Annotated in this window: 14 protein-coding genes and 2 pseudogenes; 10 read left to right on the top strand and 6 right to left on the bottom strand. The window is 62.3% G+C overall.

Annotation, left to right across the window (positions count from 1 at the left end):
- The 4 genes from AC629_RS47865 to AC629_RS33855 all read left to right on the top strand — a co-directional run.
- Positions 1-352, top strand: a 352-nt coding sequence (locus AC629_RS47865) for a hypothetical protein (protein WP_210419149.1), incomplete at its 5' end; no start/stop codon positions are given.
- Positions 353-452: 100 nt separating this feature from the next.
- The gene (locus AC629_RS33865; RefSeq protein ID WP_084809133.1) at positions 453-695 is read left to right on the top strand and encodes a type II toxin-antitoxin system Phd/YefM family antitoxin; all 243 of its coding nucleotides are present in this window, start codon (positions 453-455) and stop codon (positions 693-695) included.
- Between the two features lie 3 nt (positions 696-698).
- Positions 699-1,136 carry a type II toxin-antitoxin system VapC family toxin gene (locus AC629_RS33860; protein WP_084809132.1) on the top strand — a complete coding sequence of 146 codons (438 nt, stop codon included), beginning with the start codon at positions 699-701 and terminating at the stop codon, positions 1,134-1,136.
- A gap of 89 nt (positions 1,137-1,225) precedes the next feature.
- Positions 1,226-2,482, top strand: coding sequence for a serine hydrolase domain-containing protein (locus AC629_RS33855; protein WP_084809131.1), 1,257 nt, complete (start codon positions 1,226-1,228; stop codon positions 2,480-2,482).
- A gap of 234 nt (positions 2,483-2,716) precedes the next feature.
- Here the strand turns inward: AC629_RS33855 and AC629_RS33850 are convergent.
- Positions 2,717-4,236 (bottom strand): annotated as a pseudogene (locus AC629_RS33850) (flavin-containing monooxygenase).
- A 130-nt stretch (positions 4,237-4,366) separates the two neighbouring features.
- On the opposite strand from AC629_RS33850, the gene AC629_RS47220 reads away from it, so the two are divergent.
- The 5 genes from AC629_RS47220 to AC629_RS33830 all read left to right on the top strand — a co-directional run bounded on the left by AC629_RS47220 (position 4,367) and on the right by AC629_RS33830 (position 8,151).
- Complete coding sequence (locus AC629_RS47220; RefSeq protein ID WP_168195643.1) at positions 4,367-4,504, top strand: hypothetical protein; 138 nt, start codon at positions 4,367-4,369, stop codon at positions 4,502-4,504.
- Entirely contained in the window at positions 4,501-4,848 is a 348-nt protein-coding gene (locus tag AC629_RS33845; RefSeq protein WP_084809130.1) for a hypothetical protein, read from the top strand. Before AC629_RS47220 ends, AC629_RS33845 begins: the two co-directional genes overlap by 4 nt.
- Positions 4,832-6,166 (top strand): pyridoxamine 5'-phosphate oxidase family protein, encoded by a 1,335-nt coding sequence (locus tag AC629_RS33840; protein ID WP_084809129.1) that lies wholly within the window; start codon positions 4,832-4,834, stop codon positions 6,164-6,166. The genes AC629_RS33845 and AC629_RS33840 overlap by 17 nt, the downstream gene beginning before the upstream one ends.
- Positions 6,167-6,493: 327 nt before the next feature.
- Complete coding sequence (locus AC629_RS33835; RefSeq protein ID WP_084809128.1) at positions 6,494-7,273, top strand: alpha/beta fold hydrolase; 780 nt, start codon at positions 6,494-6,496, stop codon at positions 7,271-7,273.
- Complete coding sequence (locus AC629_RS33830; protein WP_084809127.1) at positions 7,270-8,151, top strand: AraC family transcriptional regulator; 882 nt, start codon at positions 7,270-7,272, stop codon at positions 8,149-8,151. The genes AC629_RS33835 and AC629_RS33830 overlap by 4 nt, the downstream gene beginning before the upstream one ends.
- Before the next feature lie 186 nt (positions 8,152-8,337).
- Here AC629_RS33830 and AC629_RS49200 read toward each other — a convergent pair.
- The 3 genes and pseudogenes from AC629_RS49200 to AC629_RS33820 all read right to left on the bottom strand — a co-directional run.
- Positions 8,338-8,418, bottom strand: a pseudogene (locus tag AC629_RS49200) (peptide deformylase); the annotation flags it as partial.
- Complete coding sequence (locus tag AC629_RS50765; RefSeq protein ID WP_502693073.1) at positions 8,385-8,867, bottom strand: nucleotidyl cyclase domain-containing protein; 483 nt, start codon at positions 8,865-8,867, stop codon at positions 8,385-8,387. The gene AC629_RS50765 and the pseudogene AC629_RS49200, both read right to left, overlap by 34 nt.
- Positions 8,791-9,495 (bottom strand): adenylate/guanylate cyclase domain-containing protein, encoded by a 705-nt coding sequence (locus tag AC629_RS33820; protein WP_168195642.1) that lies wholly within the window; start codon positions 9,493-9,495, stop codon positions 8,791-8,793. The genes AC629_RS50765 and AC629_RS33820 overlap by 77 nt, the downstream gene beginning before the upstream one ends.
- A gap of 754 nt (positions 9,496-10,249) precedes the next feature.
- Between AC629_RS33820 and AC629_RS33815 the strand changes: the two genes are divergently transcribed.
- Positions 10,250-12,586 carry an acyl-CoA dehydrogenase gene (locus tag AC629_RS33815; protein ID WP_245332075.1) on the top strand — a complete coding sequence of 779 codons (2,337 nt, stop codon included), beginning with the start codon at positions 10,250-10,252 and terminating at the stop codon, positions 12,584-12,586.
- A 16-nt stretch (positions 12,587-12,602) separates the two neighbouring features.
- Here AC629_RS33815 and AC629_RS33810 read toward each other — a convergent pair whose 3' ends face one another.
- Positions 12,603-13,751 carry a LuxR C-terminal-related transcriptional regulator gene (locus AC629_RS33810; RefSeq protein WP_084809123.1) on the bottom strand — a complete coding sequence of 383 codons (1,149 nt, stop codon included), beginning with the start codon at positions 13,749-13,751 and terminating at the stop codon, positions 12,603-12,605.
- A 534-nt stretch (positions 13,752-14,285) separates the two neighbouring features.
- Complete coding sequence (locus tag AC629_RS33805) at positions 14,286-14,783, bottom strand: peptide deformylase (protein WP_084809122.1); 498 nt, start codon at positions 14,781-14,783, stop codon at positions 14,286-14,288.
- Positions 14,784-14,804 lie beyond the last annotated feature (21 nt).

The following is a 14,804-nucleotide window of genomic DNA, read 5'->3' as shown; positions in this document are numbered from 1 at the left end:
ATGGACTCGCCAGCCTGCCAGCGATCCCAGATCTCAGACCGCTGAACCGCAGAATAATAGATGCGACGTCGCTGCTTCATGCCCACACTCCATCTCTGCTAAAGGATTAGTGTGTTGCACCGACCGGTTGAGTCCACCGCTGAAAGCGTTCAGAATTGAAGAGAAGCTTGCGCCTGATCTGGAGGAGGCGCTGAACTCCGAGGATTTCAAGGCTTGGACCGCCGGTAAGATTGGCTTGCATTGGCCTCAATCGAATTATGCGTCGATTTCGTCGCGTCTGACGCCCGCGACAACGGTAGGGCTTGCCCTCCATTACCTTCGCACATTTGGGAAACGCCCGACTAAAAGCTGATGTGGACGGGCGCCATGCGGAAGTTGCGAGGTTGGTCGGACGGCGCTCTTGAAACAAGCGAAGTTCTCCTATATGACTACAGTGGTCATATTGGTGTCCCATGCGCGAAATCCAACTCCGTGACGCAAAGGCCAATCTCTCCGCAGTCGTCGATGAGGCTATCGACGGCAAGCCGGCGGTGATCACGCGCCACGGCAAGAAGCAGGCTGTGGTGTTGAGCTACGAGGAGTGGCGGCGGCTGTCTCAGGTCCCGAGCTTCGGGCGCCTGCTGATGGCAGCGCCAGTGAGAGCTGGCGATCTGCCGGCGCGCAATCGCTCTAAGTTGCGCAAGACAGATTTCTGAGACGTGTACCTCGTCGATACCAACGTCATATCTGCGGTCTCGCCGAACCGGCCGGCGCCCGCCGCACTCGTCGAATGGATGGAGGCGCATTCCGTCTCCTTGTTTTTGTCCGTCGTAACGATTGCAGAGATCGAGGACGGAATAGCCAAGCTGCGACGCGAGAAAGCCACGCGCAGGAGCAAAGATTTGGCCCAATGGCTTGACGCCGTGTTGCACCTCTATGGCGATCGAATCCTGGTATTCGACACGCCGACCGCGCGGCTCGCCGGGGAGGTATCGGATCGAGCTCGCGGGCAGGGGCATGCACCTGGATTTGCGGATATCATCATTGCCGCCACTGCACGCCAGCACTCGCTGACGATTCTGTCGCGCAACGCCAGGCATTTCGAGCCCCTCGGCGTGCCTGTGCTCGATCCCTTCAGCGAGTTGCCGCCGTCCTGATTGTTGCGCAGGTGTTCAGCGCTAACGTCGGATGTACGCCACAGTCCCCCATGATACGAATCTGCACCGCCGCCTCCGGAGCAGTGCCCATGTCAATCGCGCCTAACCCCACCCGACCAGCCACCTCTACCGAAACAAACCCCGAATCCCTCGGCTGGATGCGCGGCTTCCCACCAGCTCCCGACCGCACCATCACCTTCCAGGACGGCTCGTTCCGCAACTTCCCCGAGCTGCGCTGGGCCTGGAGCAACATCCGCCAGTTGGTGCCGACAGTGAACGTCTGGCGCGGGGCAGGGCCAGTGTCGGCGCTGCCGCGGGAGGATCACGACATCGGCGCGGTCGCCTCGACCACCATGGACGGGCGGCCCATGACGTTCGCGAAGATGCTGGAGGAAACCTATGCCGACGGCATCGCCGTGTTGCATCGGGGCAAGCTGATCCACGAGCGCTACTTTGGTGCGCTGAAGCCGCACAAGCCGCACATCGGTATGTCGGTGACGAAGTCGTTCACCGGCACGCTCGCCGGCATCCTGATCGCGGAGGGCAAGATCGATCCGCAGGCGCCTGTTACGGAGTATGTGCCGGAGCTGAAGGCGAGCGCGTTCGGCGATGCGCGCGTGCATGAGGCCATGGATATGACCACGGGGCTCGCCTACACCGAAGTCTATACCGACAGGAATTCCGATGTGTGGGGGCTGCGGCGGGCGAACGGCATGGCGCCGATCCCGCCGGACTATGAAGGCGCGACCACGATTTTCGATTTCCTCGTTGCGCAACAGAAGCAGGGCGAGCACGGCAAGGCGTTTGCCTACAAGACCGTCAATTCCGACGTGCTGGCCTGGATCATCAGGCGCGCGAGCGGCATGACGCTGTCAGACCTTCTCTCGGAGCGCATCTGGACTCCGATGGGCGCGGAGGAAGATGCGCATTATCACGTCGATCGCATCGGCACTGAGAGCGGCGGTGGCGGCCTTTCCACAACGTTGCGCGATCTCGCCCGCTTCGGCGAGACCATGCGCAATCACGGCCGCTTCAACGGCCGCCAGATCGTGCCTTCATCCGTCGTCGAGGACATCGCGCGCGGCGGCGACCCCGGAAAATTCAAACCGACCGGCTACACCACGTTGCCAGGTGCCTCCTATCGCAATCAGTGGTGGGTCACGCACAATGCGCACGGCGCCTACATGGCGCGCGGCGTTCACGGCCAGGGCATCTACATCGATCCCAAGGCCGAGATGGTGATCGCGCGCTATGCATCGCACCCCGTGGCGGGCAACGCCGCCAACGACCCCGTGACGCTGCCGGCCTACATGGCGCTGGCGAAGGAGCTGATGGCCGGCGGTTGAGGCGGCTTGCGTAGCTGGTAGGATGGGTAGAGCGCAGCGAAACCCATCAGCGCTCCTCCGCAAAGAAACCGATGGGTTTCGCTGCGCTCTACCCATCCTACGCGTTCTGCTTAAAGTGGCCGGATCGCTCCATGCCAAACCGCAAGATCGGTCGAGCATGTCGGCCACGGCATCGCCAACTCCTCGGATGGTCCAGCGGACGCTGCGAAGAGCGCCCGCTGTCGAATTTGTGCCTCAAGCCGAGACTGCGGATCGGGTACCGATCAGGTTTCGCATTTGCAGCTCTTCGGCTGTCAAGGTCATTCCCCTTATCGCGCCGAACGCTTCAGCTGCGGCTTGTGTACGCGCCGGCGCTTCGTCCAGGCGATCCGGCCCATGCAGGCGGAACGAGATCGGCGACAACGGGCCGAACAGCAGCGCACGCTCCAGATCAGGCCAGCGCGCTGGCTCAGGCTCCACGCCGGCATGGCGCGCGAGCGTGACCGCGAGTTCATGCAGCACCGGTTGCTGGCCACGTTCCCGCATCGTCCGGCACGCTGCCAGTCCTTCCTCCATCTGCGCGCGCGATGGCAGGGGTGCGAGACCTGCGAGCGAGTAGGCGATCCAGCGAGCCTGCAATTCCAGCACCGGAAGATAGGGGCCGACCAGATTGTAGAGCCCGACGAAAGCCAGTCCCTTGAGATCCGGATGGAAGGTGTGAACGTGCAGTTCGAGCGCCCGGCCATCGAAATTCAGGGTCTTCGCGAGGTCAGGCGCGAGCCACGGCAACGACAGGCCGTAGCCGGTTGCAAACAGGATGGCGTCGGGCTCGCTGCAGCTTCCGTCGGTGAAATGGACGCGGCCTTTGTCAACGCGTTCCAGCCAGGGCCGCACGGCGATCCGGCCCTCGGCCACCGCCGGCAGGAAATTCTGCGACTGGGCGATGCCGGCCGCGAAGACATTAGCGTCCGGTGTCCGCGCGCCGAACTGATCGGGGCGGCCTGCCGACCTCAGCACCAACGCCTTCAGTCCCTCAGCCAACGCCTCGGCTGGAAGCACTTCGCCGGCAAGGGCGGCTGCATGGTTGAACATCACATGCTCGGCCGGCACGCCTGCGATCAGCTTGGGTACGATATAGCGCTGACGACGATAGGCGGACGTTACATTTGCGCCGCCGAAGGCGAGGTCGGAGGCGATCTCCAGGGCGCTGATCGAGCAGCCTGCAACGAGAACCGAGCGGCCGCGGTAGCGCTCCGTCCCGCTATATTGTGCGGTATGGGCGACGCCGAGCGCGCCCGTGAAGGTCTCGATGCCGGGAATTTCGGGTATGGCGGGCGAGACATGAGCGCCGGAAGCGACGACGACGTAGCGGAAGATTTCCTCGCGCGCCGTTCCATCGGACCGCGCGCGGACGCGCCAGCGGCCGTCTGCCGAGCTTCGAGCCGCTCGATGCGTGTCCCAAAGCGGATGCGCCGCACGAGGTCGAACTTGCTGGCGTAGCGCTCGAGATAGCTGAGCATTTGGTCCTGGCGCGGATAGGTCGCGACACCTTGCGCATGATCGAGGTCCGAGAAAGCCGACATGACGCGGCTGGTATTGGTGCGCATTCCGGCCCAGGTCGCACTCGCTCGACCGGATGCATTCCACTGGCCGCCCAGTCTTTCGCCGCTCTCAAACAGGACAGGCTCGAAGCCGTGCTGCGCGAGCCAGCGGGCCGTCACCAGCCCGCCCGGGCCGGCTCCGATGATCGCGACAGCATCTTTGGGGTTGTGCATGGTGGCATCCTCCTTGGTGTCAAGGGCACCGCCTATAGTTCGCAACTCCAGTGTGGGCTGCTAAATGTTTCCTAACCGCCAGTGGACGACTCCTACGATTTTCCTAAGCGGGGCCTGTAAGGAGGGCCGAATGCGATTGACCGACGAGATCAAGCACTTCATCGCCAGTCCCGTCATGATCATCGTCGGAACGCGCGATGCGGCAAATCGTCCGTCGATCGGCGCGGCGCTGGCGCCCGTGTCGCGAGCGACGACAGCGTCGAAGTGATTCTGTCCTCCCGGCTGTGGGCCCAGACGATCTCGAATCTTGATGCCAACGGGCAAGCTGCGGTCACCTTCGCACGGCCTTCGGATTACGTGTCGTATCAACTGAAAGGTGTCGCGCGCCTGCGTGCCGCAGAAGACGCGGACCTGGCTCTATCGCGCCGGTACCGGGCTGGCATCGTCGCCGTGTTCAGCGGGCTCGGCCTGCCCAGCGAATTTGTGCAGCCGTGGTTGATTGAGGAGGAGCCGGTCGTTGCATCTCTGCGCGTCAGCGAGATCTACGTTCAGACGCCGGGTCCGAAGGCCGGAACGGCCGTAAGGGCGGGGCCCAATGATGCGGCTTCGTGATCTCCACGATTGCTTCGAAGGTGTCATACCGTCGATCATTGCAAGCACGGCGGCGGACGGTACGCCGAACATCTCCTACCTGTCGCACGTCGTGATGGTCGATGACGATCACGTCGCGATCTTCAATCAGTTCTTCGCCAAGACCGCGGCGAATATCCGCGCCAATCCGCAAGCAGCGCTGATGCTCGTCAGCGCCCGTCACGGAGGGCAGTTCAGGCTCGACGTTACGTGGGTGTCTTCACGGGATGATGGCTCTCTGTTTGAGCAGGTGTCCAACCAGTTGCGGGCGAGCAGTGTGCAGGTCGGCATGGCCGGGATCATGCGTCTGAGAGCAGTCGATATTTTTCGGGTCGACGCCATCTCTGCCGTCGCGTGTTCCTCTCAGATTGCCGACATCGGCGTTCCGTCGCCAGCACCTGATCTGATGGCGGTCGGCCGCGTGATGAAGGCCATCGCCGCGCAGACGGATACCGACGGTGTCGTTGCTGCAATGCTCAAAGGTATCTCGGACGAGCTTGGTTTCGACCATGCGATCCTGCTGTTGAGTGACGATGCCCACCGCCTGCTCACGACCGTAGCGAGCAGGGGCTACAGCCGCTTTGGCATTGGTTCGGAAGTCCTGTTTGACGACGGACTGATCGGCGTTTCCGCTTCCGCAAGGCACTCGGTCAAGATCAGCGATATGAGCCGGGTGCGTCGGTTTCGGGGGGCGATTGAAGCGACATCCTCCGCCGATGAAAACCGGACGAGAACGATCGCGCTGCCCGGCTTGCCGGACGCGATGAGCCAAATGGCGGTGCCCCTGCTGGCGCAAGGGATCGTGCGCGGCGTGCTGTTCGTGGAAAGCCGGGAGAGGCTTGCGTTCGGCGCGGTCCACGAGATGGCGCTGGGAATGGTCGCCGAGCAAAGCGCGCTTGCTCTTGCGCTCTGTGAAACGCTCGCCTCGGAGGCGGCGCCGACAGCGCCGCAGGCGGCGCCCGAGCGCGTCAGCAGCCGTGTCATTCAGGTCCTGCATCACCATTTTGACGACAGCATCTTCATCGACAGCGCCTACGTTATCAAGGGCGTCGCAGGCCGCCTCCTGGCCTTCATGCTGGACGTCTACATCAAGGAAGGCCGGAGCCAATTCACCAACCGCGAGATCCGCCTGGCGGAAGCGTTGCGACTGCCGGAGATCAAGGACAATCTGGAAACACGACTCCTGCTGCTGCGCCGGCGGCTCGACGAAAAGAACTTGCCTGTTCGGTTGTGTCACGAAGGCCGCGGCAAGGTCAGGCTCGCGATCGACGGCGTGCCCGTGCTTGCCAAGGCGGGGTAGGGTGTCCCCGATTGTTGTTCAAACTGGTACTGCGATCGGGGGGGCGCGACAGGTTCCGGCGTTTCAGGCCCGTGACATCCTCTCAACCCGTCCTGCGAGCTTGCCTGAAGGTGGGCGTTGGAAATTTCAGTAGCTGGTAGGATGGGTAGAGCGCAGCGAAACCCATCATCGCTCCTCCGCAAAGAACCCGATGGGTTTCGCTGCGCTCTACCCATCCTACGCGTTGTGCCGAACGTGGGTCGGGTCGATGCCCAAACCGCAACATCGGTCGAGCGCGTCATGGCCGTGAGCGACTAACTGGAGCCGCCACGGAGGAGAGACACACCCATGACAACGACGTACGCTCCCAAACAGTCAAACACGCGCGGGCATACCGTTCAAATCAATGACATTGAGATGTACTATGAGGAGTACGGAGTCGGAAAGCCTCTGGTGCTCTTGCATGGGTTTGGCGGTTGCATACAGAACTGGCTTCCCTTTACCGCCAGGCTCTCAGAGCATCATCGACTGATCGTCGTGGATCTGCGTGGCCATGGTCACTCCACCAATCCCGAGAACAAGTTCACACATCGGGAAGCGGCCAATGACGTGTATCTCTTGCTTGATAGGCTGGGGATTGGTCACTTTTCGGCTATGGGCATCAGTTCCGGCGCGATGACGCTGCTGCACATGGCGACGAGCCAACCCAAGCGCATCGACGCAATGGCATTAATTAGCGCAACGACCCATTTCCCGGATCAGGCAAGGGTTATCATGCGCAGAGCTTCGTTCGACGTCATGCCCGCAGAAGTTCAGGAAATGTATCGGGAGTACGCAAAACGCGGCGACGAACAGATCAGTCAGCTCATCGCACAGTTCAACGCGCTGGGCGAAAATCATGACGACATGAATTTCACTGAACAAGATCTATCGACCATTACAGCTCGTACGCTTGTCGTGCACGGTGATCGCGATCGCTTCCTCCCCGTTGAAATTTCTGTAAGCATCTACCGTTCTATTCCGGACGCCGCGTTATGGATTATTCCTGGCGGCGAGCACGCTCCTATTTATGATCCCATCGTTCCATTCACCTCAACAGCCCTGCGATTCCTTGAGGAGGGACGATGAAGGCGGCGCTTCAGAACTACCATGCCCGGATGCAGCGGGTGCTCGATCACATCGACCGGCATCTGGACGACGATCTGGACCTGGACGTGCTGAGCAGCGTCGCAGCCTACTCGAAATATCATTTCCACCGGCAGTTCACGGCGACCTTCGGGCTGTCCGTGCATCGCTATGTCCAGCTTGCCCGTTTGAAGCGCGCTTCGTACCGGCTGGCCTACGGGGATGCCCGAAGCGTCACTGACATAGCGATGGATGCCGGCTACGACGCACCGGACGCCTTCGCTCGCGCCTTTCGGCAACGGTTCGGGCAATCGCCTTCGTCGTTTCGGAAGTCTCCCGACTGGCAGCCGTGGCTTGCGGCCTTCGGGCCTCTCGACAATGCGAGGAGCAAGCTCATGCAGAAGGCTTTTACCACTGATGAAGTGACCATTCGCGATGTGCCCTCGACGCCAGTGGCGATCGTGGAGCATCGGGGCGACCCGATGACGCTCGGCGCCACCATCCAGCGGTTCATCGCGTGGCGCACGGCCGCTGGTCTGCACCCCAGGACAAATCCTACCTTCAATGTCTGGCGTTCCGAGCGGCGTCCTGCCTCGCCCGCCGATTACAGCGTGGACCTTTGTGTCGGGACCGACCAGCCGATCGAGGCGAACGGCGAACAGATCAAAGCCGGCGAGATCCCCGGCGGACGCTGCGCGGTGCTGAGCGTCGTCGGCAATACCGACAATCTGGAGCCCGCCGCGCTCTACCTTTATCGCGACTGGTTTCCGGCCTGCGGCGAGGAAGCACGCGACTTCCCGCTCTATTGCCAGCGGCAGGGCTTCTTCCCGGAGGTGCCGGAGCATGAGGCGGTCGCCGAACTTTTTCTGCCGCTGAAGTAGTGGGCTCTGATGGCGAAGCCATCGCGTATGAAGGGAGCTCGCCAGCGGCCATCCTTCGAGACGCCCGCTTTCGCGGGCTCCTCAGGATGAGGTCGCGTTCGCGGCAAGCTTTTAGACCCTCATGATGAGGAGCCCGCCCAAGCGGACGTCTCGAACCATGCAGGCCGAGCTGCATCGGAGGCTCGGCTAACCCCGCGACATCTTCTCGTACTTTTTCACCAGCCGCTCGCGCTTCAGCTGCGACAGCCGCTGGATCCAGAACATTCCAAGGTCCGAGTTGGACCAGCAACAGGCATTCCGCGGCTTATTCGATCACCTCGTCGGCGCGGGCGCGCCGACGGCAGACTGGACTTGCGTATCGAGGGGAGTCGCTCGGCGAGCCGGCGCATCGCCAGGTCCGCGGGACGCTCGGCCATCAGCTTCTGCAACAGCATGGCGGCGTGGGCCGCATCACAGTCGAGCATAGCGTAGGCCTTCAGATATGCTTCGCGCCAGGCGGGCGGCGCGTCGTCGGGCCAGGGCTCAAAGACAGCGATAGGCTCCTCGCGCCCACGGACCACGAGCCGCCCAAGCGGGCGCAGCACTGGCGCGTCGCATCGCGCAGCTGCACCAGGCCCGACACAGATCGCCGAACCGAGTTCATTGTTGCAAGCCTCTAGCCGCGCCGCCATGTTCACGCCATCGCCGTGAGCCGTGTAGTCGAGTTTGGATTGAATGCCGACGTCGCCGACGATGGCGGGCCCGGTCTCGATCCCGATTCGGGTGCGGCCGAGCCCGATAGCTGCGGGGGGCGGCGCGGCGACGAAAGCCCTCGGTCCAGGTCCGAATGGCAATCGCGCATTCGACGGCACGCTGTGGATGATCCTCAAGGTCGAGTGGGGCATTGAAAAGAGCATGCACGCCGTCTCCGACGAACTTATCGATCATACCACCGTGCTTGATCACGATTCCGGAAACGCCCTCGAAATACTGGTCCAGCGTTGCGACCAACTGCTCGGGGCCGACGCGATGCGTCGTCGCGGTGAAGCCCTCGATGTCAGTGAACAGGGCAGTGACCTCGCGCCGCTCGCCATCGAGCTTTATCAGGTCCGGTTGTTCAACGATGCTTCGGACGACCGCCGGGGCGAGATGCTGTTCGAGCCGATGGCGCACGAACGCTTCCCGCCGGCGCGTCAACCAGTAGGCGGTGCCGGCTGTCAGCGCGAACACCAGCACGGCGGCAATGTAGGGGCGTAGCGGATCGACGAGGCGATCCCCGAGCCCCGATACGGCGATCGCGCTTGCAAGGACATGGAGAAGCAGAAATATGACGACTATGGCCGTGACCAGCGTCGTTTCGCTCATCGGTGGCCTCGCTGACGACTTGTTCGGCAAGAGGTTCTCACTCACCAACATGCTCACTGCCTCCGGAATTTGATTTAAAGAGATTGCTTTCGTACGGCGCCTTTTCCTGCTCCCGGCCCCGCAAAAAGAAAGCCAAGGGACGCAGACTCTAAGCGCTAACCGGTGCGCCATTCGATTGTGACACTCATTGGGCTTCTCGATCGTTGAATACTCGGAAGTACAGTGGGCTGTCGTCACTCGAACGAGTGACGCTGGACGGGTTGGTGTCCGGCGAAATGCGGCTGCAGTGGCGCGATCAGCGATGTGCCAGAGGTGTTGGCGCGAACGCCTAGCGAGTGAGGGAACTGGGTCTGCATCATTGCCGCGGACGACTTGCTATCATTAATGGTAGTATGGGCGAGATGCTGACTGAGGTTGCCACCACGATGACGTGGTGGAGGAGACGACGTCAAGGCGCTCCCTGTTGGCGCCGTCCCTAGAGCGCCATATCGCCGCTGATCGGCCCTCCAAAGCAATCGGTCCGACCCTTGCCTTTCACTCGAGAGAAACTACTATCGCCGGTAGGCAGGGAAACTGCCGGAGCACGATCGGCCTCATGCTCGGGGTGCTAGCGTTCGCGTTGTGCTTGGCCGGATTCTTGGCGGCTGCGATTGGTCGGGCGCCCCTTTGGGCGTGGGCCTTGGGTGTCGCGGCAATCACTGCAGGCGCGGAGTTTGGCGTGCTTGCAGGACCCGTCGGAGTCCCGACGCCCGGATTGCCGAAGCTGCTCGCTTGGCTACCCGCCTTGGCGCTCAGCGCGCTGTCCGTTCCGCGGGTGCGCCGAGCGGTTGTCGTCGCGCCCGCCTACCGCATGATCCGGCGAACTCTGTCGCGCGCCTCTGACACGGCGCGCCAGACTGCGAGTAGCGGCACCGTCGGATTCGAGGCGGAGTTCTTCGGCGGACGGCCGAATTTTGACAAATTGCGCGGACTTCCTCCAATCGCGCTCGCCGACGACGAGAGAGCTTTTCTGGAAGGCGCAACCGAGGAACTGTGCCGCATCATTGATGACTGGCAGATTCGGCGCGACAGGGAAATTCCCGACAACGTATGGAGCTTTGTTAAAACGCGCGGCTTCTTGGGCATGCGCATTTCCCGCCGGTATGGCGGTCTTGGCCTGTCCCCGCAGGCGCTGTCCCTCGTGTTCGGCAAGGTCGCGTCGCGGTCACCCGATGTGTTCGCCACCATCATGGTCCCGAACTCCCTCGGTCTTGGGGAACTGATCGAGGCCTACGGCACGGACGCACAGAAGCGCCACCATCTTCCTCGCTTGGCGAATGGCGATGATGTTCCATGCATGGCGCTGACCGGTCCAGCATCCGGCTCTGACGCTGCAGGCGGTATGCGCGATATCGGGGTCATCGTGAAAGGGAGCGGCGATGGCGCTGACGGTCTGTGCATTCGTGTCTCCTGGGACAAGCGATACATTGCGCTTGCCCCTTGCGCGACCATCATCGGCCTCGTCTTTCATCTTTTTGATCCGGAAAACCTGCTGGGCCAAGGGGAGGATATCGGCATCACGGTGGCGCTGGTGCCCGCCCATCATCCTGGCGTGAACATCGGCCGATGGCACCTCCCGTCGGGGTCGACATTCCCGGTCGGTCCGACATCGGGCACCGACGTGCTGATACCGCTCTCCTGGGTGATTGGGGGCAAGCGCATGGTCGGACAGGGTTGGCGCATGATGCTGGAAGGCCTTGCGGGGAGCAGAGCAATAGCACTCCCGGCGTGCGGTGCCGCGGGGATCAAACTCATGCTGCGCGTGTCGACCGCGTACGGGCTCATCCGTCGACAGTTCGGCTCTCCGATCGCCAGGATGGAGGCGATCGAGGAGCCACTGGCACGCATGATCGAAGCTGCCTACGTGATGGAGGCCGCACGCGCCGTGACCGCCGCGATCATCGATCGCGGCGAGAACTCGGTCGCGCTTTCCGCGCTGATGAAATATCAGGCGACTGAGCGGCTGCGCCGTTGTGTCAACGACGCGATGGATCTGCAGGGCGGCCGGGCCGTTTGCGATGGCCCTGCCAACTATTTGCAGTCGGCGTACCAGATGCTGCCCACGGCTATCACGGTCGAGGGCGCCAACATCGTCGCCCGCGCACTGCTTGCGTTCACGCTGGGAGCAATGCGCTCTCACCCCTACCTGCAGAAGGAGATTCAAGCCTGTGGAGATTCGGATGCATCTCGCGGTCTTTCCTCCTTCGAGAAAGCATTTCTGAGCCACATCTCGTTCTCGCTGTCGATCGCGATCAGCGCCCTCGTTCACAACTTGACTGCAGGTGCATGGTGCGGCGCGCCTCGAAGCGCAGCGGACACAGCCAAGTGGCACCGCCAGCTGCAGCGCGTCAGCCGCAGCTTTGCGTTCGTCAGCAATATGACACTGTTGCTTGTAGGGACCGCGCTGAGGACCAGACAGAAGCTTGCAGGTCGGCTCGCCGACGCTCTCTCCGAGCTTTACCTGCTCGCCTGCGTCCTCAAACGTTTCGAGGACGATGCCATGCCCGCCGACGATCGCCGAATTGTCGCCTTTGCGGCGAGCAATGGGCTGAACCGGTTTCAGGAGGCGATACGCGGTGCCATCGACAACTTTCCGGTCACATGGGCGCGCCATGTAATGGCAGCCGTCGTCTTCCCGTTCGGCAGGCCGTACCGGCCGGCCTCGGACCAACTCGGCCGGGCGATCGTGGGCCTTGCGCTCGAGCCGGGTCCGACCCGCGATCGCCTGACCCGAGGCATCTATATGTCGAGCGATCAGGCGGACCCTATCGGATTGCTGGAATCGACGCTCCGGCAGGTGATCGCCGCCGAGAACGCCAATAAGAAGATCGACCGCGCGGTGCGGCGCGGTACGGTACGTCGTTTTCACGGCGCCGACTGGATTGGCGATGCTGTACGGCAGGGCGTAATTAGCGACAGTGAGGGCATGCTCGTGCGCGAGGTCGAAGCGCTCGCCAACCGTGTCATTGCCGTCGATGACTTCGATCCGGACGCGATTAAGCCGAACTATATGAATCCCGGCGACAACATCAGAGCGGCGCAGCGGGTATGACCAAGCCGGTCGCAATCTAGTTTGTCGGTCGATGGATGGGCGGCACCAGCCGATGGACGAGCGCGATCAAGTCGGCTTGGCGTGCGGCGCCAGTCTTGGAAAAGATGCGGGCGAGGTGCGTCTTGGCGGTGTACAGCGAAGTGCCGAGATCCTGCGCGGCCTCGGCGACCGTTGCGCCGCCGGCCAACTGCTCGAGGACGCGGGCTTCCGCCGGAGTGAGGCCGAAGCTGTCGGCGACAGCCTGGAGATTTCCGGCGGGCTTATCCTCCGCCCTGGTAATGAAGACAGCCGCGCTTGCCTGCGGTACCAGCCGGGTCCGCAGGTCGCCGTGCGCCAGCGGTAGTACATGCGCGATCGACGGCTCCCCGCCAGATCCTCCGAGCGCAACGCCAATACCGGCGGACCCGATCTCCGCCTCGTTGTGCTGAGCGACCGCGATCGCATCCGCCAACTCGCGATGGGCGTCTGCATCGTGCACTTTCAGGAATCCGGCGGAGGCACAGACCGGTCTGGCGGCCGAGAACATGGTGCGCGCCGAGCCATTGGCATGCAGGATGCGGCCGCGGTCGCCGACGACAACCACCCCAGTGCTGAAACTGTCGAGAATGGCTGCGAGCGTATGGGTCTCGAGTTTCCTGATGTCGAGTATGTCGCTGATAGCGACTGCCCGTCGGATATGAGGCACCAACAGTCGCATCATTGCGCTCTCATTGTCCGCCAACTGTCCGGCGCTTTTATGCCGATTAGCCCCAAATATCGCGAGGCGCCTCGCTTGGCGAAAAACCACGGTCTGCATCGTCTCGGATATGCCTTCGGGTTCCGTGAGCTCGGCATAGATCGATCGAGCACGAGGTCCAGCCGCATCGATGAGTGACGACAGCACCTGGGGCTCGCCATCCTGACATATCGTCCGGCTGAAGGCCCGCTGGTAAAACCCGCTCACGTGGTTGGAATGGCTGAGAAATCGGCGTTCCCAATTCGGTTTCATTCCCCACGCGTAGGCAAGTCTACTCTGCGCAAGCTGCAGATCAATCAACAGCATGAGGCCGCTCATGCAGTCGATCGTCTGGCAGATTTGGGCAATGGTCCCGGGCCAATTGTCCGGTTCGACCGCGCAGTCATAAATCATGCCGATCAGATCCGAAAATCGTGCGTGCGTGAGCATCGTTCAATCCCGTCAGCACTTCATCACAGGATCGGTGTCCTGCGAGTCCCTTCCAAGTGTCATGGACCAGAGCTCCTCAATCTCGCAGTCGCATCGAATGATAAGCGCCTGACCGCACGGGGGCTTGGTCCCGCATCCCCTCGGCTCGGACGTCGCGAATTAGCGGCCTCTACCTGCCCAAGAAGGAGATCGCCCCGACGCGAAGGCTTAATGGCACTCTCAACGGCGCCGTCTAGTGCGCTAAAGGCACGGAACTGCCGTTGGCGCGGACGTCAGAAGCCTGCTGGCGATCTGCTCATGAAAGTTACGCCGCATCCAAGTAGTGTCAATTGGAATGGCAGTTAATTTTAGGCCAAGGACTATCACCAATCGCGATAGGATCGGCCCATGATAGACATTCGCGTCGGCGGGCGCGGGACTCGTACCCGGAGTGTAGCTAGGGCAATTCTGAAGGGGAACGAACCGTTCTGGCGTTTAACGACCAAACCATTGCTGGACGTGCGTCGGGGAGCCTGCACTGGTTGTGCGATGCGCTCAATCCCGCGACATCTTCTCGTACTTCTTCACCAGCCGCTCCCGCTTCAGCCGCGACAGCCGCTGGATCCAGAACATCCCGTCGAGCTGGTCGATCTCGTGCTGGTGACACACGGCGCGCAAGCCGTCGGACTCCTCGATTCGCATGTTGCCGTAGAGATCCCAGTAGTTGATCCGCACCCGCGCGTGGCGCTGCACCTCGTCGTTGACGCCGGGCATCGAGACGCTGCCTTCCCGGTGCAGGATCATCTCGGGCGAGGCCCATTCGATCTCCGGATTGACGTAGGTCTGCACGCCCTCCCTGGCCTCGAGCTCGAGCACGACGACGCGCAGGGGCACGCCGATATGCGGCGCCGTGATGCCGATGCCGGGCGCGGCGCGCATGGTCTCGAGCAGATCCGCTGCGAGTTCGCGCAGTGCGTCGTCGAACACGGTGACGGGCCGTGCCGGGATGGCGAGGCGGCGGTCGGGATAGCGGACGAGGGGACGAATGGTCATGATCTCTGGTGCACCAAGGGG

Origin of the sequence: Bradyrhizobium sp. NAS80.1 (assembly GCF_001908205.1) — a bacterium.
Taxonomy (GTDB): Bacteria; Pseudomonadota; Alphaproteobacteria; order Rhizobiales; family Xanthobacteraceae; genus Bradyrhizobium.
The sequence above is the reverse complement of the archived record's forward strand: the minus strand, read 5'-3'. Positions and strand labels throughout refer to the sequence as shown.